This is a genomic window from Streptosporangium sp. NPDC051023 (assembly GCF_040689595.1).
GTDB lineage: Bacteria > Actinomycetota > Actinomycetes > Streptosporangiales > Streptosporangiaceae > Streptosporangium.
The window spans coordinates 1-19,883 of sequence record NZ_JBFBCE010000128.1 but is presented as its reverse complement, the minus strand read 5'-3'; the positions used below and the strand labels follow the sequence as shown (position 1 = coordinate 19,883).

19 protein-coding genes and 1 pseudogene are annotated in these 19,883 nt (G+C 69.6%); 16 read left to right on the top strand and 4 right to left on the bottom strand.

Translation table 11 applies throughout. The features are described from left to right. Positions 1-267: 267 nt before the first annotated feature. A complete protein-coding gene (locus AB0395_RS44470; RefSeq protein WP_366293217.1) occupies positions 268-1,104 on the bottom strand; it encodes a S1 RNA-binding domain-containing protein in 837 nt (278 codons plus the stop codon). A gap of 297 nt (positions 1,105-1,401) precedes the next feature. On the opposite strand from AB0395_RS44470, the gene AB0395_RS44465 reads away from it, so the two are divergent. The 7 genes from AB0395_RS44465 to AB0395_RS44435 all read left to right on the top strand — a co-directional run bounded on the left by AB0395_RS44465 (position 1,402) and on the right by AB0395_RS44435 (position 8,704). After that, positions 1,402-1,869 (top strand): hypothetical protein, encoded by a 468-nt coding sequence (locus AB0395_RS44465; RefSeq protein WP_366293215.1) that lies wholly within the window; start codon positions 1,402-1,404, stop codon positions 1,867-1,869. Positions 1,870-2,015: 146 nt separating this feature from the next. Beyond that, positions 2,016-2,645 (top strand): hypothetical protein, encoded by a 630-nt coding sequence (locus tag AB0395_RS44460; RefSeq protein ID WP_366293213.1) that lies wholly within the window; start codon positions 2,016-2,018, stop codon positions 2,643-2,645. Continuing rightward, on the top strand, positions 2,646-3,296 hold the full coding sequence (locus AB0395_RS44455; protein ID WP_366293210.1) for an ABC transporter ATP-binding protein: 651 nt from the start codon (positions 2,646-2,648) through the stop codon (positions 3,294-3,296). Then, on the top strand, positions 3,293-3,928 hold the full coding sequence (locus AB0395_RS44450; RefSeq protein WP_366293207.1) for an ATP-binding cassette domain-containing protein: 636 nt from the start codon (positions 3,293-3,295) through the stop codon (positions 3,926-3,928). Before AB0395_RS44455 ends, AB0395_RS44450 begins: the two co-directional genes overlap by 4 nt. Next, positions 3,922-6,558, top strand: coding sequence for an ABC transporter permease (locus AB0395_RS44445; protein WP_366293204.1), 2,637 nt, complete (start codon positions 3,922-3,924; stop codon positions 6,556-6,558). The genes AB0395_RS44450 and AB0395_RS44445 overlap by 7 nt, the downstream gene beginning before the upstream one ends. Positions 6,559-6,665: 107 nt before the next feature. Then, positions 6,666-7,331, top strand: a complete 666-nt coding sequence (locus tag AB0395_RS44440; protein WP_366293201.1) for a response regulator transcription factor — start codon at positions 6,666-6,668, stop codon at positions 7,329-7,331. Beyond that, a complete protein-coding gene (locus AB0395_RS44435; RefSeq protein ID WP_366293198.1) occupies positions 7,328-8,704 on the top strand; it encodes a HAMP domain-containing sensor histidine kinase in 1,377 nt (458 codons plus the stop codon). Before AB0395_RS44440 ends, AB0395_RS44435 begins: the two co-directional genes overlap by 4 nt. A 4-nt stretch (positions 8,705-8,708) precedes the next feature. Here the strand turns inward: AB0395_RS44435 and AB0395_RS44430 are convergent, their stop codons facing one another. Then, positions 8,709-9,515: a hypothetical protein gene (locus tag AB0395_RS44430; protein WP_366293195.1), complete on the bottom strand. Its 807-nt coding sequence runs from the start codon at positions 9,513-9,515 to the stop codon at positions 8,709-8,711. A gap of 140 nt (positions 9,516-9,655) precedes the next feature. Between AB0395_RS44430 and AB0395_RS44425 the strand changes: the two genes are divergently transcribed. From AB0395_RS44425 to AB0395_RS44400, 6 genes are all read left to right on the top strand, one after another. Continuing rightward, positions 9,656-10,336, top strand: a complete 681-nt coding sequence (locus AB0395_RS44425) for a hypothetical protein (RefSeq protein WP_366293192.1) — start codon at positions 9,656-9,658, stop codon at positions 10,334-10,336. 1,008 nt (positions 10,337-11,344) lie between these two features. Next, a complete protein-coding gene (locus tag AB0395_RS44420; protein ID WP_366293189.1) occupies positions 11,345-12,367 on the top strand; it encodes a histidine kinase in 1,023 nt (340 codons plus the stop codon). Between the two features lie 15 nt (positions 12,368-12,382). Further along, the gene (locus tag AB0395_RS44415) at positions 12,383-13,102 is read left to right on the top strand and encodes a response regulator transcription factor (protein WP_366293186.1); all 720 of its coding nucleotides are present in this window, start codon (positions 12,383-12,385) and stop codon (positions 13,100-13,102) included. A gap of 154 nt (positions 13,103-13,256) precedes the next feature. Continuing rightward, positions 13,257-13,667 (top strand): hypothetical protein, encoded by a 411-nt coding sequence (locus AB0395_RS44410; RefSeq protein WP_366293184.1) that lies wholly within the window; start codon positions 13,257-13,259, stop codon positions 13,665-13,667. A 188-nt stretch (positions 13,668-13,855) separates the two neighbouring features. After that, a complete protein-coding gene (locus tag AB0395_RS44405) occupies positions 13,856-15,037 on the top strand; it encodes a sensor histidine kinase (protein WP_366293220.1) in 1,182 nt (393 codons plus the stop codon). Further along, positions 15,034-15,744 carry a response regulator transcription factor gene (locus AB0395_RS44400; protein ID WP_366293182.1) on the top strand — a complete coding sequence of 237 codons (711 nt, stop codon included), beginning with the start codon at positions 15,034-15,036 and terminating at the stop codon, positions 15,742-15,744. The genes AB0395_RS44405 and AB0395_RS44400 overlap by 4 nt, the downstream gene beginning before the upstream one ends. A gap of 15 nt (positions 15,745-15,759) precedes the next feature. On the opposite strand, the gene AB0395_RS44395 is transcribed toward AB0395_RS44400, so the two are convergent. Beyond that, positions 15,760-17,316: a multicopper oxidase family protein gene (locus tag AB0395_RS44395; RefSeq protein ID WP_366293180.1), complete on the bottom strand. Its 1,557-nt coding sequence runs from the start codon at positions 17,314-17,316 to the stop codon at positions 15,760-15,762. After that, complete coding sequence (locus AB0395_RS44390; RefSeq protein WP_366293177.1) at positions 17,313-17,771, bottom strand: hypothetical protein; 459 nt, start codon at positions 17,769-17,771, stop codon at positions 17,313-17,315. The genes AB0395_RS44395 and AB0395_RS44390 overlap by 4 nt, the downstream gene beginning before the upstream one ends. A gap of 75 nt (positions 17,772-17,846) precedes the next feature. On the opposite strand from AB0395_RS44390, the gene AB0395_RS44385 reads away from it, so the two are divergent. The 3 genes and pseudogenes from AB0395_RS44385 to AB0395_RS44375 form a co-directional block, all read left to right on the top strand. Then, positions 17,847-18,338 (top strand): MarR family transcriptional regulator, encoded by a 492-nt coding sequence (locus AB0395_RS44385; RefSeq protein ID WP_366293174.1) that lies wholly within the window; start codon positions 17,847-17,849, stop codon positions 18,336-18,338. Positions 18,339-18,591: 253 nt separating this feature from the next. Next, a complete protein-coding gene (locus tag AB0395_RS44380) occupies positions 18,592-19,494 on the top strand; it encodes an ACP S-malonyltransferase (RefSeq protein WP_366293171.1) in 903 nt (300 codons plus the stop codon). Continuing rightward, positions 19,491-19,883: pseudogene (locus AB0395_RS44375) on the top strand (hypothetical protein); the annotation flags it as partial. The gene AB0395_RS44380 and the pseudogene AB0395_RS44375, both read left to right, overlap by 4 nt.

The window sequence follows — 19,883 nt, the reverse complement described above, 5'->3', positions numbered from 1 at the left end:
CCTCCCGAGCGCTGATCGAACGTGATCGGCACCATCCAACTGGCAGCAGTGCTCTACACGCCAACCCGGTGATCGTTTCCGGTCACAGCACTAGGCGCCCTCGCTGGGCGGGGTCAACGCGTAGCAGAGGGCAGCGAACACAGGCTTAACCGAAGTGATCTTGATCGGCTGATGGAGTGACGGCTTCAGAGCCTGGTGACGGATGGTGACTGACTGAGCCTGTTGGTCTTGGGTCCTCGGCGTGTCGCGGGGATGTTGTCGGCGTACTCATTGGAGCGCCGAGCGGCGGTGGCGCGATAGAGCGAGCCGGCGTCGTGGCAGGTCGATGTCAGTGACGATGACCGTGACCTCCTCGCCTTCTTGGACTACTTGGTCGGGCGTCTCGATGGGTGCGGTGGAGAGCTCACTGAGGTGGATCAGGCCTTCGACGCCGTCCGCGACGCGGACGAAGGCTCCAAACGGCACCAGTTTGGTGACCGAGCCGTGCAGGATCTGCCCAACGTGAATGTCACGGGCGAACTGCTGGAAGGGATCAGGTTGGGTGGCACGCAGCGACAGCCGAGCCTCACCGTTGGTGGTATCGAATGTGAGGACTTCGCAGGTGATGTGCTGTCCCATCGAGATGATCTCGGATGGGTCCTCGAACCTGCGCCAGGACAACTCGGGCATGGTGATAAAGCCGACGCCGGGGAAGACAGGATGCTTCGGCCCGTCGTCCAGATCGACGAAGATGCCAAAACTCTCGATAGCCGCCACGATGCCGGCCAAGCGCTGTCCCGGTCGCAATGCCTTGAGGAACGCCCAGAGTTGGGGGTTCTCGGCGGCTGACCGGGAGAGCAGGACCCGCCCGCCTTGAGAATCGACGGCGATGACCTCGGCAGAGACTCGGTCACCGACCTGCAGGATCCCACCAGTCGAACGTTGGAAGGCCTGCCAGGAAAGATCAAAGGAGCCGATGACGCCGACCGGAGCGGCAACGAAGCCATCGAGGAGCACCGTTGCCCCTGATCGCGTGACCTCGGCCACGGTGCCGGCGAGGGTGTCGCCAACGTTCACGGTCGCCATGAATGCGGCAAGGCGCTGATCATCTTCCACCGTCACCATGATTGCAGGGCTCTCAGGAGATACTCGATGGCGGAGTGGCGTCGATGCTGCGTAGCCACTCCAGGAGAGCGCGGTAGTCGGCTTCGGTGATGCCGCTGCTTGGGTTGCCTCTGAACTGCTAAAACTCCCCATTTAGTTCAGTTAACGTGCCCTGGGTGGTGGTGTGGCCAAGGTTGTTGAGCTGGGGAAACGCCTTGGGGGTTCATGTCAGTGGCTCACATCTGACGCACACGGTCGTCTCATCACCCTCGGTGCACGATGAGGGTGTCCGAAATGACCGATATAAAGGAATGGTCTGTGAAGATCACGTCTAAGATCGCCCCGCTCGCCGTCGCGGTTCTCGCGCTGAGCGGCGTGGGGGTCGCGAGCGCTCTCGCCTCCAACGCCGACACGCCCCCCTCCGCCGTCGATACGGCTTCCCCGTCCTCGTCCCCGTCCGCGCCGGAGTCCGAGACCGGTACGGAGCAGCAGGGCGAAGGAAACTCTGCCGACGGCCAGGACAAGGCTGAGTCCGGTGAGGACAAGGCCGAGGCGAACGAGGGCTCCGAGTCCGGTGAGGACGGAGAGTCGGCCGACAAGGGCGAGTCGGAGTCCGCCGAGGGCGCGGAGTCGGCTGACAAGGGCGAGTCCGGTGAGGAGGAGGAGTCTGCCGACAGGGACGGGTCCGAGGCCGGCGAGGCGAGCGACAACGGCAAGGAGGACGCCGACGGCGGTCACGCCGACCAGGGCGGCGACGCGCAGAACGAGCAGAGTGGTGAGAACTGACAGTCCTCATCTGACGACGCTGAGCGACCGGGGCCATGGCGACGACCACGGCCCCGGTCACGCTCATCGCGGGGCAGGGAAAGTTAAGCGCCGAGTTAACCCCGCGCTCAGAAACCCCTGATCTGCGGATTCCTAGTGTGGACGGTATGGACAGACGCATCACCGCGGTCGCCTCATTGCTCGTGGGCCTGCTGATGCTCACGGCCTGTGGCGGGGTACAGAACGCGCCCGCAGGTCAGGCCGTCCCGTCCGCCCCCGCCGAGGTGGCGGCCCGGACGCCCGCCGCGGAGCCGAACCCGAACGCGACCGAGTCCAATCCTCCGGGGGACATCCCCGACAGCACCGTCTTCGTCGCCTACCGGACCCCGCGCTACCAGATCAAGGTGCCGGAGGGGTGGGCGCGTACCACCCTCGCCACCGGTGCGAGCTTCACCGACAAGCTCAACAGCGTCAGGATCGAGACCGGCCCCGCGACCTCCGCGCCCACGGTCACGACGGCGACGCGAGCGGAGGTGCCGAAGCTCAAGGCGGCCGGAGGGAACTTCGTCCTGAGGGAGATCGAGACGGTCACCCGCGCGGGGGGTCAGGCCGTACGGATCGTCTACCTGGTGGACAGCGCGCCCAACCCCGTCACCGGCAAGGTCGTCCGTGACGAGGCCGAGCGTTACGAGTTCCACCGCGACGGCCACGAGGCGATCCTCACGCTGTCCGGTCCGGTCGGCGCGGACAACGTCGACCCCTGGAAGCTGGTCTCCGACTCCTTCCGGTGGGCCTAGATGCTCCGCGCGGAGGAGCTGTACCGGTTCTACCGGGCGGGAGACGAGGAGATCCGGGCGCTGCGGGGCGTGTCGCTTGACGTCGCCGCGGGGGAGACGGTCGCGGTCACCGGCCCGTCGGGATCGGGCAAGTCGACGTTGCTCGCCTGTCTCGCCGGGCTTGAGGAGCCCGACGGCGGCATCGTCCGGATCGCCGGGGCGCGTATCGACCACCGCCCCGAGCGGGAGCGCGCCGCGTTGCGCGCCCGTCACATCGGGCTGCTGTTCCAGTCGGGCAACCTGATCGAGCACCTCACCGTACGGCAGAATCTCGACCTCGCCCAGCGGCTGGCCGGACGGCGGGACAGGTCCTGGCGCGACGCCGTACTCGACCGGGTCGGCCTGACCGGGCGGGCCCGCGCCTGGCCGAGCACCCTGTCGGGTGGCGAGGCCGCCCGCGCCGGGATCGCTCTCGCGGTGGCCAACCGCCCGGCGGTCCTGCTCGCCGACGAGCCGACCGGCGAGCTGGACCGCGCGGCGGAGAGCGACGTCCTGCGGCTGCTGCGCGACCAGGCCCGGCAGGGCACCACCGTGGTGATCGCCTCGCACAGCCCCGCCGTACGGCGTTTCGCCGACAGGACGGTCACCCTCAAGGACGGGAGGGCGACATGAACGAGCTGGTCGGCTGCGAGCGGGCCGGCCGCACCTACGGGCGGGGAAGGAACGCGGTCGTCGCGGTGCACGGCGTCGACTGCGCCGTGACGGAGGGTGACCGCATCGCGGTCACCGGCCCCTCGGGATCGGGCAAGACCACCCTGATGCACCTGCTCGCGGGGCTCGACCAACCGACCAGCGGGCACGTCCGACGGCGGGCGGTCACGGTCGGGATCGTCTTCCAGGGGCTGAGCCTGCTGCCCCCGCTGAACATCGTGGAGAACGTCGCCCTCCCATTGCTGATCGCGGGCTGTGACGAGAAGGAGGCCGGGGAGCGGGCACTGAACGCGCTGAAGACGGTCGACCTGGCGGACCTCGCGGAGCGGCTGCCCGAAGAGGTGTCCGGAGGACAGGCCCAGCGCGCGGCCGTGGCCCGCGTGCTCGCCGCCGCACCGCGCCTGATCATCGCCGACGAGCCGACCGGCCAGCTCGACTCGGCCCAGGCGGCCCACGTCATGGACCTGCTGGTCGAGCTCGCCACCGGACTGCGGGCGGGCCTGGTCGTCGCCACCCATGACACCTCGGTCGCGGACCGTCTCACGAGTCGCTGGGAGATGCGCGACGGCACCCTGCGGAGCCGATCATGCTGATCTGGCTGCGCGGACTGCTCACCCGGCGCACCGGGCGCCTCGTCGCCTCGGCCTCCGGCGTCGCGGTGGCCGTCGCCCTGCTCGCGGCGCTGGGTGTCTTCCTCGCCTCGGCCATGTCGACGATGACCGCCCGCTCGATCCAGCGGGTACCGGTCGACTGGCAGGTCGAGGTCCAGCCGGGAGCGGACGGCGCCCAGGTGGGACAGGCCCTGCGGCACGATCACGGCGCGTCCGCCGTCCGCGAGGTGGACTTCGGGGCGGTGACCGGGTTCGAGTCCGCCTCGGGCGGCCAGGTCCTGACCACCGGCCCCGGCCAGGTGGTGGGGCTGCCCCCGGACTACGCCGCCGTCTTCCCCGGCGAGCTGCGCTTCCTCACCGGCTCCTCCCAGGGGGTCCTGCTGGCGCAGCAGACCGCGGCCAACCTGCACGCAGCACCGGGCGACACCGTCGTCCTGCACCGCGCCGGGTTGCCCGACGCCACGGTGCGGGTGGACGGGATCGCCGACCTGCCTCAGGCCGACTCCCTGTTCCAGAGGGTGGGCGCCCCGCCCGGCGCGCAGCCGCAGGCACCACCGGACAACGTCCTGCTGCTCGGCGCCGACCAGTGGAACCGGCTCTACCGGGAACCCGTCCACCGGCAGTTCCACGTACGGCTGGCGCACCGCCTGCCCGCCGATCCCGCGGCGGCCTACGAGCAGGTCACCGGGTCGGCACGGAACCTGGAGGCACGGCTGGCCGGTGCGGGACTGGTCGGCGACAACCTCGGCTCGGCCCTCGACGCCGCCCGTGAGGACGCGCTGTACGCGCAGGTACTCTTCCTGTTCCTCGGCCTGCCGGGAGCGGCGCTCGCCGCCTGTCTCACCGCCGCGATCGCCGGGTCGGGGCGGGCACGGCGCCGCGGCGAGCAGGCCCTCCTCCGGGCTCGCGGCGCCGCCGCACGCGACCTCGTCCGGCTGGCCCTGGCCGAGGCGCTCCTGGTCGGGGTGACCGGCGCGCCGGCCGGGCTCGGCCTGGCCGCGATCGTCGGCCGGATCGTGTTCGGCCCGGCCGGGTTCGGCGCGACCCTGCCGACGACGGTCGCGTGGGGCGCGATGGCCGCGGGTGTCGGCCTGCTGACCGCGGGGGCCACGATCCTGCTCCCCGCGGTTCGTGACGCACGGCGGGTGAGCGTCATGGAGGCCCGGCGCGCGGTCGGAACCTTCCGGTGGCCCGCCTGGGCGCGTTACGGGCTCGACGCCTGGCTGCTGGCGGGCTCGCTCGTGGTGTTCTGGGCGACCAGCAGGGAGGGCTACCAGCTCGTTCTCGTCCCCGAGGGGATCCCGCAGATCTCGGTGAACTACTGGGCGTTCGCCGGGCCCGCCCTGCTGTGGGCCGGGACGGGACTGCTGATCTGGCGGCTCACCTGTCTCCTGCTCGGCCCGGGGCGGCCCGCCGTCGAACGGCTCGCCAGGCCGCTGGCCTCCGGACTGGCGGGAACCGTCGCCGCGACCGTGGCCCGCCAGCGGCGAACGGTCGGCAGGACCGTCGCCATCGCCGCGCTGGCACTGGCGTTCGCCGTCTCGACGGCCACCTTCACCGCCACCTACCGGCAGCAGGCCTTGGTCGACGCGCAGCTCACGAACGGCGCCGACGTGACCGTCTCCGAGTCTCCCGGCGCGTATGCGCCGCCCGCGACCGAGCACCGGATCTCCGCCGTCCCGGGCGTCGCCGCGGTGGAACCGCTGCAGCACCGCTTCGCCTACGTCGGATCCGACCTCCAGGACCTGTACGGGGTGCGCCCCGGCACGGTGCTGAACACCACCCGGCTGCAGGACGCCTACTTCTCCGGCGGCACCGCCCGGCAGGTCGTCGACCGGCTCGCCCACAGGCCGGACGCGATCCTGGTGAGCCAGGAGACCGTACGGGACTTCCAGCTCCACCTCGGCGACACGCTGCGGCTGCGCCTGCAGGACGGCCGCACCAAGCGGTACCGCACGGTGGCCTTCCACTACGCCGGTGTCGTCACGGAGTTCCCCACGGCCCCGCGCGACAGCTTCCTGGTCGCCAACGCCTCCTACGTGGCCGCGCAGACCGGCTCCGACAGCGTCGGCACGTTTCTGGTCACCGCGGACGGCGTCGCGCCGCACACCCTCGCCGACCGGCTGCGCGCCACGCTCGGTCCCCAGGCGCGGATCACGGACCTGGACACCACGCGCGGCGTCATCGGCTCCAGCCTCACCGCCGTCGACCTGGGCGGGCTCACCACCATCGAACTGGCCTTCGCGCTGGCCCTCGCCGTCGCCGCCACCGCGCTGCCGCTCATCCTGGGCTTCACCGAGCGCCGCCGTACCTTCGCCCTGGCCCGGGTGCTCGGCGCGCGGCCACGTCAGCTCGGCGCCTTCGTCTGGACCGAGATCCTGCTGGTCGGCCTGGCGACCGCCGTGCTCGGCGCCCTCGCCGGATGGGGACTGTCGCACATGCTCGTCGCCATCCTGACCGGCGTCTTCGACCCTCCGCCCAGCGGCCTCGCCGTTCCCTGGGGCTATCTGGGCGCCGACGGCGCGCTCGCCGTCACGGGGCTGCTGGTCGCGGGGGCGGTGACGGTGTGGGCCGCCCGCCGTCCGCCGCTCAACGTCCTGCGCGACCTTTGACCAAGGAGTTCCGTGACCCTGAACCATCTTCGCCTGCCCGTGTTCCTCGACCGGTGGATCGGCCGCCGGACCGGCCGGACGCCGATCACCGCCGGGACATCGGCCGGATGACCGTCTACCGCGTGCTGGTCGTCGAGGACGACCACGGGCTTCGCGGCGTGATCGCCAGAGGGCTGCGGGAGGAGGACTTCGAGGTGCTCACCGCGGCCGACGGAGCCGGGGCGCTGCGGGCCGTTCAGGACCGGGTGGACGCGGTCGTCCTGGACATCGGGCTGCCGGACTCCGACGGCCGCGACGTGTGCCAGGCGATGCGTGCGGTGGGCATCGACGTCCCCGTGGTCTTCCTCACCGCCCGCGCCAACCTGACCGACCGGCTCTCCGGTTTCTCGGCGGGAGGCGACGACTATCTGGGCAAGCCGTTCCATCTGGCCGAGCTCGCGGCCCGGATCCGGGCGGCCCTCCGCCGAGCAGGGCGGGAGCCGTCCATCGAGCTCCACGGGGTACGGCTCGACCCGGTGCGGCACCTCCTGGAGGTCGGAGGGCTACCGGTGGCCCTCACCCCCACCGAATTCCGGCTCCTGGCCTGTCTGATGGCATCTCCCGGTGCCGTGGTGCGCAGGCACGCGCTGCTGCGTGCGGCCTGGCCCGAGGGGGCGCAGGTCAGCGACAACACCCTGGATCAGTATCTGACCCGGCTGCGGCGCAAGCTGCGTGAGGTGAACAGTCCGCTGGGCATCGGCACCGTGAGAGGCGTGGGTTACCGCTTCGCATGAGAGTGTCGTGGACCATCGCAGCGCGGCGTGTCCGCGGCCCGGTCACCCTGCGCGGCCGGCTCGCCCTACTGGCTCTGATCACCACGGCGGTGTGGGTCGTCCTGCTCACCGTGGCCTTCAACCTTTTCCTGTCCGCGCGCCTGGGCGACCAGGCCAATGATCTGTTGCGCACCCGGGCGGCGGCGGTCGCGGCCACCCTGGAGGTACGGCCGGACGGCGGCATCGTCGTGCACGAGCCCGCCGACGACCGCGCGCTGGACACCGGTGTGTGGATCTACCAGGGCACTCGTGCGATCGAACGGCCCAGCGCCCCTGGGCGGTCGCAGTGGCAGGCGGACCGGCTCGCCGGGCACGGCGAGGCCTTCGCGGAGATGACCGACCCCTACGCGTCACGGTTCTACGCCCTGCCGGTTTCGGCCGTGCCGGGGTGGGGACGGCAGGCGGGAACCGTCGTCGTCTCCGTCGGGTTGGAGCCGTACCGCACCACGGCACGGGCGGCCCTCATCAGCTCGGCGGCCCTCGGGCTGCTGCTTCTCGGAGTCGTCTACCTGGTCACCCGTGCGATCGTGGGGCGGGCTCTGCGGCCGGTCGCCGAGATGAGCGCCCAGGCGGCGCGCTGGAGCGAACACGGCGCGGCCGAGAGATTCGGCATGGTGGGCCGTCCGGACGAGCTTGCCTCGCTGGCCGCCAACCTCGACGAGCTCCTCGACCGGCTGGCCGCCGTCCTGCGTCACGAACGGCAGCAGTCCGCCGAACTCTCGCACGAGCTGCGCACCCCACTGGCCCGTATCGTGGCGGAGACCGACTGGCTGACAGCGCGGTACCGGGACGCGGCCGAGCAGGGAGTGTCCCACGCGGCGATCGCGTCGGCCGCGGCGACCATGCAGCGGATCTGCGAAACCCTGCTCTCCGAGGCCCGCACCCGGTCGGCGCCCGTCCCGGGGCGGTGCCTGTTGCCCGACCTCGCGCACGAGTTGGCCCGGCGCTGGGCCGAGGAGCATCCGAAAGCCCCTCCCGTCGTCGTCCACGGCGCCGCGGTGACCGCCGGGGTCGCCGCGACCGTCGCGGAACGCATTCTGACCCCGTTGCTGGACAACGCCCGGCGCTACGCCGTACGGACGATCACCGTCGAGTGCGCGCAGGTCACCGGCGGAGTCCAGGTGGCCGTCGCCGACGACGGTCCCGGAGTTCCCGCCGACATCGGCTCGGCCGTCTTCGAACCGGGGCGCCGTGCCGATCCGGCGGACGGGCACGACGGTGCCGGTCTCGGGCTCGCCCTCGCCAGGCGCCTCGCCCGAGCGGCGGGCGGTGACATCCACCTGGCCGCGGGTACGAAGGGAGCGCGGTTCGTGGTGAGCCTTCCCGCGGGGTGAGAGGCTAGACCCCTTCCACGGGCTGGGGTACGGACGCGTCCCTCCGCGTGATGCTCAGATAGACGACCAGGCACAGGATCGTGACGAGGAAGAGGCCGCTGGTCGCCACCGTGCCGAGGCCGACTCCTCCGTCGTCGGGGGACTGTGACAGGTAGTCGCCGATGGAGGCCCCGAAGGGACGGGTCAGCACGTAGGCGGTCCAGAAGGCCAGGACCGCGCCCAGCCTGAGCAGGAAACGGGCGGCGGCCACGACGGCGATCAGCGCGCCGGACAACGCCGCGGAAACCCCGTAGCCCAGGTCGAACCGCTCCGCCACGAGGTCGCCCGCGGATGTGCCGAGGGCGAAGGTGAACAGGATGGCCAGCCAGTAGAAGGCCTCACGCCGGAGTGTGGAGATGGTGTGGATGGACAGGGTCTTCTCCAGGGCGTACCAGGCCGCGAAGGTGACCGCGAGCAGAACGGCGAAGACGAGGGTCGTCGTCTCCAGGGCCACACCGAGGTTGTCCGTGAGATTGTCGCTCACCAGCGTGCCGACGACGCTGATCAGGACGACCGCGAGCCAGTAGACGCCCGGCACGTACTTCTTCGCCGAGAACTGGAAGATCAGGGTGATCACCAGCAGCAGGGTCATGACGACAGAGGTGTTGGTCAGGCCGAACCCCAGGTTCTCGTTCAGGAAGTCGGCCGCGGTTTCGCCGACGGTGGTGCACAGGATCTTGATGATCCAGAAGTAGAGGGTGACCTCTGGAACCTTGTTGAGCATCCGGCGGCCAGGGGTGTCGTGCCGGGGCCTTTGGTGTGAGGTGGTCATGGCGCGCCAGCCTGACACCGGCCACCTGAACACGACCTGATCGCGCCTTCCACGGAGCGGACGGTCGCCGCCCCCCGCGGGTGTTCACGGCGATGATCTGCCGGAGGCGTGTGTCGTGGATGGGTGCTACGGTCGCGCGCATGCGAAGCGGTTACCTTGCGTGGGGCGATGCGGTGGACCTGTTCGAGCGGCGCGGGCTGCCGAGGGGGACGTACGAGAACCTGTACGAGGAGGAGTACATCCTGGTGCCCGGTCCCGCCTCGGTGACCGGCGAACTCCCCCTCGACGAGCACGAGCGGACTCCGTGGCGGGAGGAAACGCCCGACATGGCCACCGGATACATCGTGGACGGTGACCTGACCGTCGACGGCACCATCACCGACGTGGACGACGGTGCCGCCGCGCTGATCGTCCTGGGGGACCTGCGGGCGAAGAACATCTACCTGGCGGGCGACGCGAAGCTGGTCGTGCTCGGGCATGTGACGGTTGAGACCTTCGTCGGCGACATGACCGACAAGCTGGTGATGATCCACGGCGATCTGCGCACCACCGCGGCGATCTTCTGGAACGAGTTCTGCCCCGACCTGGTCGCCGGCACCCTCCACGGCAGAATCCTCGCTCCCGCCTATCTCGATCTGCCCACCGCTCCCATCGGCGGTCTCGTCGATCCGGCTCCCGACGCCCCGCTCGACAGCCTGCTGGTCCCCGAACTACTGATCACCGGCTCCCTCCGCCCCGATGACCTCCCCGAGATCGGCATCCGCGGATCCGCTCTCCGCGAACACCTCCTCAACGGCCTCCCCCTCATCAGAACCCGCTGATCTCCCCGTCCACTCGGCCCGCCGCGGATTGATCCGCCGGATTGGCGCACCTGGTTGATGTTCGGGCGGAGCAGGTGGGGGAACGCTACGCCGAGACCGTCACACAAATGATCAACAAAACATGTTGGGGAGCGCTGGGAGATCGCGAAATTCGCGCCGGAACAGGATTCGAGCGTCGTTGACAGGTCGTTTGACCCGGCTCATCGTCTGGGGGAAGGCGTATCTGATCAGGCGTGGAGAAGAGAGGCGTCAGGAGTTCTATACGGGTAGGCGCGGCCATCGTATGATCTTTGGTTCCATCACACCTTAATGATCAAACGGTGGCCGTTCTGTTCTTTGGAACCCGCCTTTCGATCATGCATACGTGGGTGCGCGGAGTTGGTTCCAGTCCAGACCCCGATGCACGGTTGGAGTGCTAGGCGCCGTAGGAATAAGCAACAAACTATACAGAAGTTGTCAACGACTTCCCGGTCACCATTTAGTACGCTCGGACATGGGGAAACCGGCGTTCCGGGGTTGACATCGCCGAGTACCGCTCGTGGGAAATCAACCTGTCTCTTAAGAAGGGTGCCGGTGGGGATGTGAACATGTTCGACGCCTCTCGGGGGGGCATCGCGAGGATGGCTCGCTGCCTATAACCTCTTCCCCCGTCTGGGGGGAATAGTAGACGATGGGGGCGATGCTGGACGTTGGTCGCGACCACGCTCTGAGTGGTGGGAAGCGCCCTGTGGTGATGGGTGGGCAATGCGTTGGCTTGTCAGAGCGCCGACAAGTCATTACGTCTCCACCAGCGGGGGGAGACCGTAGCCCTTTCGGTGGATGGCGTCCTGATATGAAGGGAACTTACACTCACCGATAGGAGACCTTCTACGAACTCTCGGATCGACTGCTGGATTCAGGAGCCAAAAACGGCATGCTTGATCGCCGGTCGTTATTGACCATGTGGCGAATAGCGTTCATGCCGCTGTACTGGGGGTTTACTTGGCTACTGCGTTAGCTTGCCTAGTCGTGTTCCTGCCGCTGGCGCTCGGCGCCGCCGTCGGCGGGTTGTTCGCCCAGCGTCGACCACGACATCGAACACCTTTGATGTGCTGCGGGGCAGCTCTCGGGCTGCTCGCGCATCTCGGTTTGGCGCAGGTGTTCGCGTTCTCGTGGTACGCCCACCATGGCCTGGTGGTAATGCTACTCGTACTGTTGTCAGGCACGATCTTCCTGCAAACGCCGGTCTGGTGGAGCATCCGCCAGGACCGGAACCAGCCACTGCCGCAACCGCAACCGCAATCACAGCCACAGCCACAGCCACAGCAACGAACGATGACCATGCCGTGGGTGCCGGAGCAGGGCACGCGCGCGCTTCATTCGGACGAGGCCGCCGAGTTGGCCAGCCTGCTGCACGACACCGTCGGCCAGGGTCTCACCGCGATCGCGATGCAGGCACGCAACTCGGAACAGCACGATCGGCGACTGCAGACGATCGACGAGGTCGCCGCGCACACCATGACGGAGCTACGTAACATCATCGGCCAGCTTCACGGGGGAGTACGACGGCCGAGCCCGGCGACCGAATATCTGGTCGACGTGGTGAATCGATTCCGCAGTGGCGGTCTCATGATCGAATTTCTCACTCACGGTACCGATGAACAGCTGTCCGCGCCGCTGCGCGCGGTCATCGTCAGGATCGCCAGGGAGGCGCTGACCAACTCGATGAAGTACGCGCCGGACGCCACGGTCTCCGTGGAGTTCGACGTCCGCGCGCGGATCAGCCTCCAGGTTCGGTCCCACTACACCTTCTACCCACGCCTGCACGAGGTCGATCGCACCGCCGATCGAGCTTGGACGGTGTGGTCCGGGGGACATGGCAGTCGCATGATGCAGCGGCTGGTCGCCCGGCACGGGGGCGCGCTCCGCATCGGCTCCAGCCGGCGCGGCTTCACCATCCTGGCCACCTTCCCGCTTGAAGGCATGGCACGAGAAGCCGCGACGGCACGAGTACTCAGGGGACGCGCGATATCTGATCACTTCGCTGATTGATGGGGGTACTGCGGCATGGTGGCACAGGTCGACGTATTGATCGTCGATGACCATCCTTTGGTTCGTAACGGTGTACGAATGGCCATCTCCGACAAATTGGACATCAATGTAGTGGGGGAGGCCGACAGCGGCTTGCACGCGATCCAGATGGCGCGGATGCTGAAGCCCGCCGTAGTGCTCATGGATGTCTCCATGCCACCGGGGATCAGTGGCCTGGAGGCCAGCCGCTCGCTGGCGCACGACCGTGCGACGCAGGGTACGAAGATCATCATGCTGAGCGTTCATGTGGACGACGACACCTTGTTCGAGGCCCTGAGGTCCGGGGTGAGCGGGTTCCTCCTGAAGGACTCCCCGCCAGAGAAGATCGTGGAGGCCATCCGCACCGTGGCAGCCGGGGGGTCGGTGCTGTCACCCGTCCTCATATCCACGGTCATCGCCGAGTTCGCCCGCAGGCCGACGCTCAGCCGGTCCCAGGAGGACGGCCTGGAGAACCTCACCTCGCGGGAGTTCGACGTGTTCAAGCTGCTCGTGTGCGGCTACCACAACGAGGAGATCGCCAAGACCCTCGTCGTCGCCGAGAGCACGGTGAAGTCGCACGTCCAGCGGCTCTACGAGAAGCTCCGGGTGAGGGACCGGGTGCAGCTCGTGATCTACGCGTATGAACAGGGGCTCATCACCATGGGGCAGTCCGCCTGGCAGAAGCTGCAGACCGATCGCTGGCCGGATCCGGTCTGAGCCGCTCCCCGCCACCATCCCCTTCATCCCCTCCATGCCTTCCGCCGGAGTACTCCCCAGGGGGTAAACAGCTCCGCGTTGCGTCCTCGGCAGTAACGGTGTTTTCCGACGTCAGCGCGATGTCCGGCGCGTTTGTGACAAGGAAGCTGGACGCATGGAAAACATCCAAAGCAAACGAACACGGCTGCTGCCGTGGACGGTGGTGGGGCTCTTGGCCGTTGTCGCGGCCCTCGTGTTTCCGTGCGTAGGAGGGTTCGGAGGGGCGATCGGGGATGGTCAGGCCGGTTCTCTTCCCGCGAGCATGCGCCTGGCGGTCGTGCAGTCGACGTCGGGTGGCGGGACGGCCGGTCTGGTCCTCGCCTACCAGCGTGACGGTGGCCTGACCGCCGCGGGCATGGACGAGACGTACGGCTCGGCCGACGGCGCCCTCCTTGCGGTCACCGTCTCGCCCGCGGTCGTCCCGCTGATCCTGACGTACTGCGGCCCGCTGCTGCGGCTGGTGTCGCCGGTCGGCACCGCCGCGGCGGTCGGCCCGGCGCGGAGGATCCGGGAGACGGTCTCGTGACCCCGCGGCCTCTGACAGAAGCATCGCCCTCGCCGGTGGGGGCAGAGGTGTCGGCGGTGGCGCCGGGCCGTACGGGGGTCTCCCGGTTCGCGGGACTCGCGGAAGGGGTCTCGGCGGCCTGGCCGCGGCTGCGGGCCTGGTCTCAGCGCATCGGTGTGACGATCACGAGGGAGACAGATGTGCCGATCATGCTAACCACGCCGCGGGTCACGCGCGCCGACGTCCTCATCGCCGCGGGCGTGCTGCTGGCGCAGACCGCGCTGGCCATGCTGTTCCTGGGGAACGGGCATCGGCTGGACGCGCTGGGCTGGACGTTGCTCACCGGCAGCGCGCTCGTCCTGGTGGCGCGGCGACATTGGCCGATGCCCGTGATGGTGGCCGTCGTCGCCATGCTCGCCCCGTACCACGCGCTCGGCGACCTCCACCTGGCGGCCGTACCGGCCGGCCTGGTCGCGCTGTACTCGGTCGCCGAGGCCGGGCCGCAGTGGCGCGCGTACACCACCGTCGTCGTCTCCGTCACGGTCGTGGCCTGCGTCATGTCCGCCACGGCGAGGACGAACGAGGTGTGGGACATCCTGCGTATCGCCGGGTGGATCCTGACGGTCGTGGTGATCGGCGACGCGGTGCGGATCCATCGCAAATACGTCACCGCGATCGTCGAGCGGGCCGAGCGCGCCGAGCGGACCCGGGAGGAGGAGGCCGCGCGGCGCGTGACGGAGGAACGCATGCGGATCGCGCGCGACCTGCACGACCTGCTCGCGCACAGCATCACGCTCATCGGGGTCCAGGCGTCCGTCGCCGCGCACGTGCTGGTCGAGGACCCGCACATGCTCGACCGGACGGCCCTGATCCGTTCACTGGCCGGTATCTCGGAAACCTGCCGGGACGCCCGCGCCGAGCTTCGGGTGACCCTCCGGGTGCTGCGTGAGGGAGAGCAGGAGGACGAGCGTGAACCGGTGCCGGGGCTGGCCGGGCTGCCGGACCTGGCGCGGTCGGCGGAGGCGGCGGGTGCGCTGGTCGGGCTCGGGTACACCATGCCGCCGGCGGTCTCACCCTCCGTTGGCATCGCCGCGTATCGGATCGTGCAGGAGGCGCTGACCAACGCCGTACGGCACGCCCCCGGCTGCCGCGTCCGGGTCGGCCTGACGGCCGAGCAGCAGCGGCTGCGCATCACGGTCGAGGACGACGGCCCGGGTATCCGGCAGGCCGTTCCCGCCGGATCGGGCACCACGGGCTACGGTCTCGTCGGGATGCGCGAGCGGGCCCGCAGCGTGGGCGGCACGCTGACCGCGGGACCCCGCAAGGAGGGGTACGGATTCACGGTCTGCGCCGACCTGCCCCTGAACGAGGACAGGGAGTGCGCCGGATGAGCAGCATCCCCCCGCCGCAGGCGATCCGTGTCCTGCTCGTCGACGACCAGGCCCTGGTACGGGCCGCCTTCGCGATGCTGATCGGCTCCGCGCGGGACATGGAGGTCGTCGGAGAGGCGGGCACCGGCCACGAGGCCCTCGACCTGGCGCGCAGCGCCCGTGCCGACGTCGTGGTCATGGACGTCCGCATGCCCGGCCTCGACGGCATCGAGGCGACCCGGCTCATCGCGGCCGACGATGACCTGGCCGGAGTCCGCGTGCTCGTCCTGACCACCTACGACACCGACGAGCACGTCATCGAGGCGCTGCGTGCCGGAGCCAGCGGTTTCCTGGTCAAGGACACCCAGCCCGCCGACCTCCTGAACGCCATCCGTACGGTCGCCGCCGGGGAGGCGCTGCTCTCACCGGGACCGACCGCCCGCCTCATCGCGCGGGTGCTGCGGCAACCGGGCACCGCCGACACGCTGTCGGCCGACCGCCCCGTGTCCGAGCGGCTGGCCGCGCTGTCGCGGCGTGAGCGCGAGGTCCTCACCCTCATCTCACGTGGCCTGAGCAACACCGAGATCGCCGAGGCGCTGAACCTCAGCCCGCTCACGGTGAAGACGCACGTCAGCCGGATCATGGGGCGGCTCTACGCCCGGGACCGGGCTCAGCTCGTCATCCTGGGCTACGAGTCCGGCCTGGTCGTCCCGGGCGCCTCAGGCTGAGCGCCGGAGCCGTCCTCAGCGGCCGACGGTGAAGTTGGCCATCATCGCCATGTCCTCGTGCTCGAGGTTGTGGCAGTGCGCGACGTAGCGGCCTTCGTAGTCCTCGAACCTGACGAGGATGGAGGCGTGCTCACCGGGACGCAGGTCGATGGTGTCCTTGGGTCCGTGGTCGTACTCCCCGGGCCCGCCGACGCCCCGGGACAGAACCTGGAAATGGGCGAGGTGAAGGTGGATGGGATGGTGGAAGTCGGAGACCAGCTGCCAGATCTCGGCTGCGCCGAGCTTCGGGTTGATGGTGCTGACATCTGGGGAGAACGGCTGGCCGTTGACGGTCCAGCCGGCCATCCCGTGGACCTCGTCGTGCCGGAACAGCAGCGTACGGGTGACGGTTGCGTCCTTCGCGCTGAGCGGGGTCGCCGCGGCGAGCTGGTCGGGGACGCGGCTGTCGTCGGTCGCGGTCCCGGCGATCTGGAATCGCATGATGTCGGTGGTGCCGCCGTCCCCCCACTCGTTGCGCACGGTGACGGACTGGCCCGGGCGGTAGCGGCCGAAGTCGACGACGACGTCGAAGCGCTGCGCGGGCGCCATTTCCAGGGCGTCGTGGGCCAGCGGCTGGGGAAGCAGGCCGCCGTCGGTGCCGACCTGGACGAAAGCCTGACCTCCCGGCGGGGGCGGGTCGAGGACGAGCCGGTAGCGGCGGGCGTTTGAGGCGTTGAGCAGGCGTAGGCGATGCCGTACCGCGGGCACCTGGGCCAGCGGCCAGGGCACCCCGTTGACCAGGATCACATCCCCGAGGACCCCGGAACCGTAGGGCTCGCGGACGCCCGGGGTGTGCAGGAGCGTGGGGTCCAGGCTCGGATACTGGAGACTGCCGTCCGCGCCGAACGAGCGATCCATGATCATGATCGGGATGTCCCGCTCCCCGCCCGGCAGGCCGAGGGAGAGCTCGTGCGGGTCGTGGACGATGTGGAAGCCCGCAAGGCCACGCCAGACGGCGGGGGCCGTGAAGTCCATCCGGTGGTCGTGGTACCAGAGCGTCGCGGCGGGCTGCTTGAGGGGATAGACGTAGTCGCGGTGGCCGATGGTGGTCGCGCCCACCATGTGCTGGTGGCCGGTCATGTCCGGCGAGGCGCCCTGCGGATAGATCAGGTCGATCGGGTAGCCGTCGTGCTCCGCAGGCGTGTGACCACCGTGGAGGTGGACGACGACGGGCACCGGCAGCTCGTTGCGGTGGGTGACGATGGTACGGCGGCCGCTGGTGGAGACGATGGTCGGCCCGGGGACGATGCCGTTGTAGCCCCAGACCTGGGTCCGGACCCCCGGCAGGATCTCGGCGACCGCGGCACGCTGGACGATCTCGTAGCGGTCGGTTGTCGCGTCCGTGCTCGTGGGGCGCAGCACCGGCGGCACCTTGAACGGGAGGGTGAACGGCCGCGGCAACGGAAGCTTGCTGGGCAGGAACTCGCCCGTCGAGTTGGAGCCCCCTATCCCCGACAGCAGCGGAACCCCGACGATGGCCGCCGCACCCGTCCCGCCGAGAAGCCCCAGGAAGTGGCGCCTGTCGAGCCTCATGCCCGCACCTCGGTTTCCGGTCTGCCTTGGGTGCCCTCGGCCTCACGCTCTGCGTCGGGGGGTCCCGCCGGACCCGCGGGGCGGTAGCGCCAGGCCCAGAGCACCAGCAGCGCGGCCAGCAGAATGATCGTCACGCCGAGCGGGATGTGCACCGCGAGCGTGCGGGCGAATCCCAGGATGATCTGCAGCGCGATCAGGCCGAACAGGCCGACGCATGCCAGGGCCGGCCATATCGGGCCCCGGCCCGGCCAGCGCAGGGGGATGGCACAGAGCGCGGCGACGACCACGCTGATCCCGGCGAAGGTCGCGTTCTCCCGATGGGTGTGCACCGCGCTGAACGTTCCGGCCAGCATCTGTCCGGCGAAGACCGCCTGGTCGAACAGCATCAGGGCGGCGACGCTCATGGCCACCCGGAACGGCCAGTGAGTCCAGCCCGGTCTCTTGTCCTCAACCATACCCTCACCCTACCAAGTATTCTCGCCTGAGAATTTCTCGCACGCTACAATCTCATGTAGGAATATCCTGTGTAGGTGACGTCGGAGAGAACGGTCGGGCCCGAGATGGGGTTGCTGCTGCGCCTGGCCCATCAGCGCGCGGCTCGCGAGTTCACTCGCGCGCTGGCCTCGCTGGGCATCGAGGGAAGACATTTCGGCGTCCTGACCACGCTCGCACGGCTCGGACCGGCCTCCCAGACCCGGCTCATCGGCGAGCTCGGCAGTGAGAAGACCGCCATGATGCGCACCGTCGACGCCCTGGAACAGCAGGGGCTCGTCGTGCGCCGCCCGGTTCCCGGCGACCGCCGGGCCCGCACCGTGGAGCTGACCCCGCAGGGCCGCAAGCGGATGGCCCAGGCCAGTGAGATCGCCCAAGAGGTCTCGGCCGAACTGCTCGCCTGTTTCACCGACGCCGAGCAGGCGACGCTCAGGGACCTGCTGGTCCGCTTCATCGCCGTCGACTCTCCGGGCTTCACCGTCCCGAGCATCGTCTCGCCCGGCACCCTCCCCGGCCCGCCGCACCTCTAGCCGCCGCGGGGGCCGCCGTCGCCCGCCGCGCGACGAGGAGAGCCTCTCCGGGCACGCCTGAGATCCCGGCCGGAGGCGTCGCGTCCCGTGCCCGTTTCCTGACTCGTTCCCCGATCGTTCACGCGCCCGCGGTGGGGCCGTCCCGGTCCGCGGTCGTGGGTCTCAAGGGGGGTGTCTTCCCGCGCGCGGCGGAGACGCAGATCGGTCCGCCAGCAGGATGATCTCACCGATGGCCGCTGCCTACTGTGCAGAGGTGAACCTAAGCATCAGAAAGGAACCGCCCGGGGTCGCCTTCCCCGGCCAGGCGGTCGACCGGCGGGCGGTCGACGTGATTCTCGATGCGCACAGGGACGAGCCCCTGGTGAGGGCGCTGTTCGACAGGCTGGACGTCACCCGTGCCGCCGAGATCGACTTCCACGACACGCGGGCCGGTCAGCCGTGCACCTACGTCGCCGGGCTGCTGTCGGTCTGGCGCCGGTTCGGCAGCGAGGCGGACACCCCTGTCACCCTGGGCCACAGCCTCGGTGAGATGACGGCGCTGGCCTACAGCGGCGCCCTCGACCCGCTGGACGGCCTCGATCTCATGTTCACGCTCGGCGAGGTCGGACACGAGCAGGACCTGCTGCGTCCCAGCAAGCTGGTCGTGCTGATGGGGATCGGGGTCAGCGAGGTCGACTGGGCGTGCAGGCTGGCGGTCGCCGAGACCGGTGGCGTGCTGGAGCCTTCGGGCTTCAACGGGCCGGGTCAGATCATTCTGTGCGGGGACGCCAAGGCCGCGCAGCTCGCGGGTGACCTGGCCAAGGAGCGCGGCGCGGTGGTGCGGATGCTGCCGATACGCGGGGCCTACCACTGCTCGCTCATGACCGAGGTCCTGCCACGCTGGCGGTCCGCTGTCGAACGGATGAGGTTCCGGAATCCCCGTATCCCCGTCGTGTCCAGCGTGGACGCCCGTCTCCGGGTCACCGCGGACGGGCTCGCGGAACTGCTGACCCGATGGCTGCTGCTGCCGGTGCGCTGGAGCGAGGCGGTCGCCGCCGCTCGCGAGGCCGGAGCCACCGCGCTCTGGGACGCCGGGCCGGGGGAGATCCTCCGGGACATCTCCCGGCGGGGATCAGCGCTGGCCTTCCTGCGCACGGAAGAACTGGAGGTGTCATGAGCGAACCCTGGCTGCTCGCCTGGTCCGCCCCCGACGAACACCGGGAGGAGCGGCTCCGGCGACGGCTCTACGACCTCTTGGCGGAGCAAGCCCGCCCGAGCGCCCGCGAGGATCTCGAGGACCTGCTGGAACAGCACCGAGATCCCGCTCATCCGGTACGCGGCGCGGTCGTGGTCGGCGGCACGGCGACATCGGGCGACGACCTCGCCGCGCTGCGGACCGCGCCCGTGAGCGGGGCAGGGCGGGAACGCCTGCCCCGGCCGGTCGCCCTGATGCTCGACGGGCACGGCGCCCAGCACATACGGATGGGCGCGCAGCTCTACGGCCAGGAACCGGTGTTCACCGCCTGGATGGACCGGGTGTTCGACGCCCTCGATATCGAGGGCGTC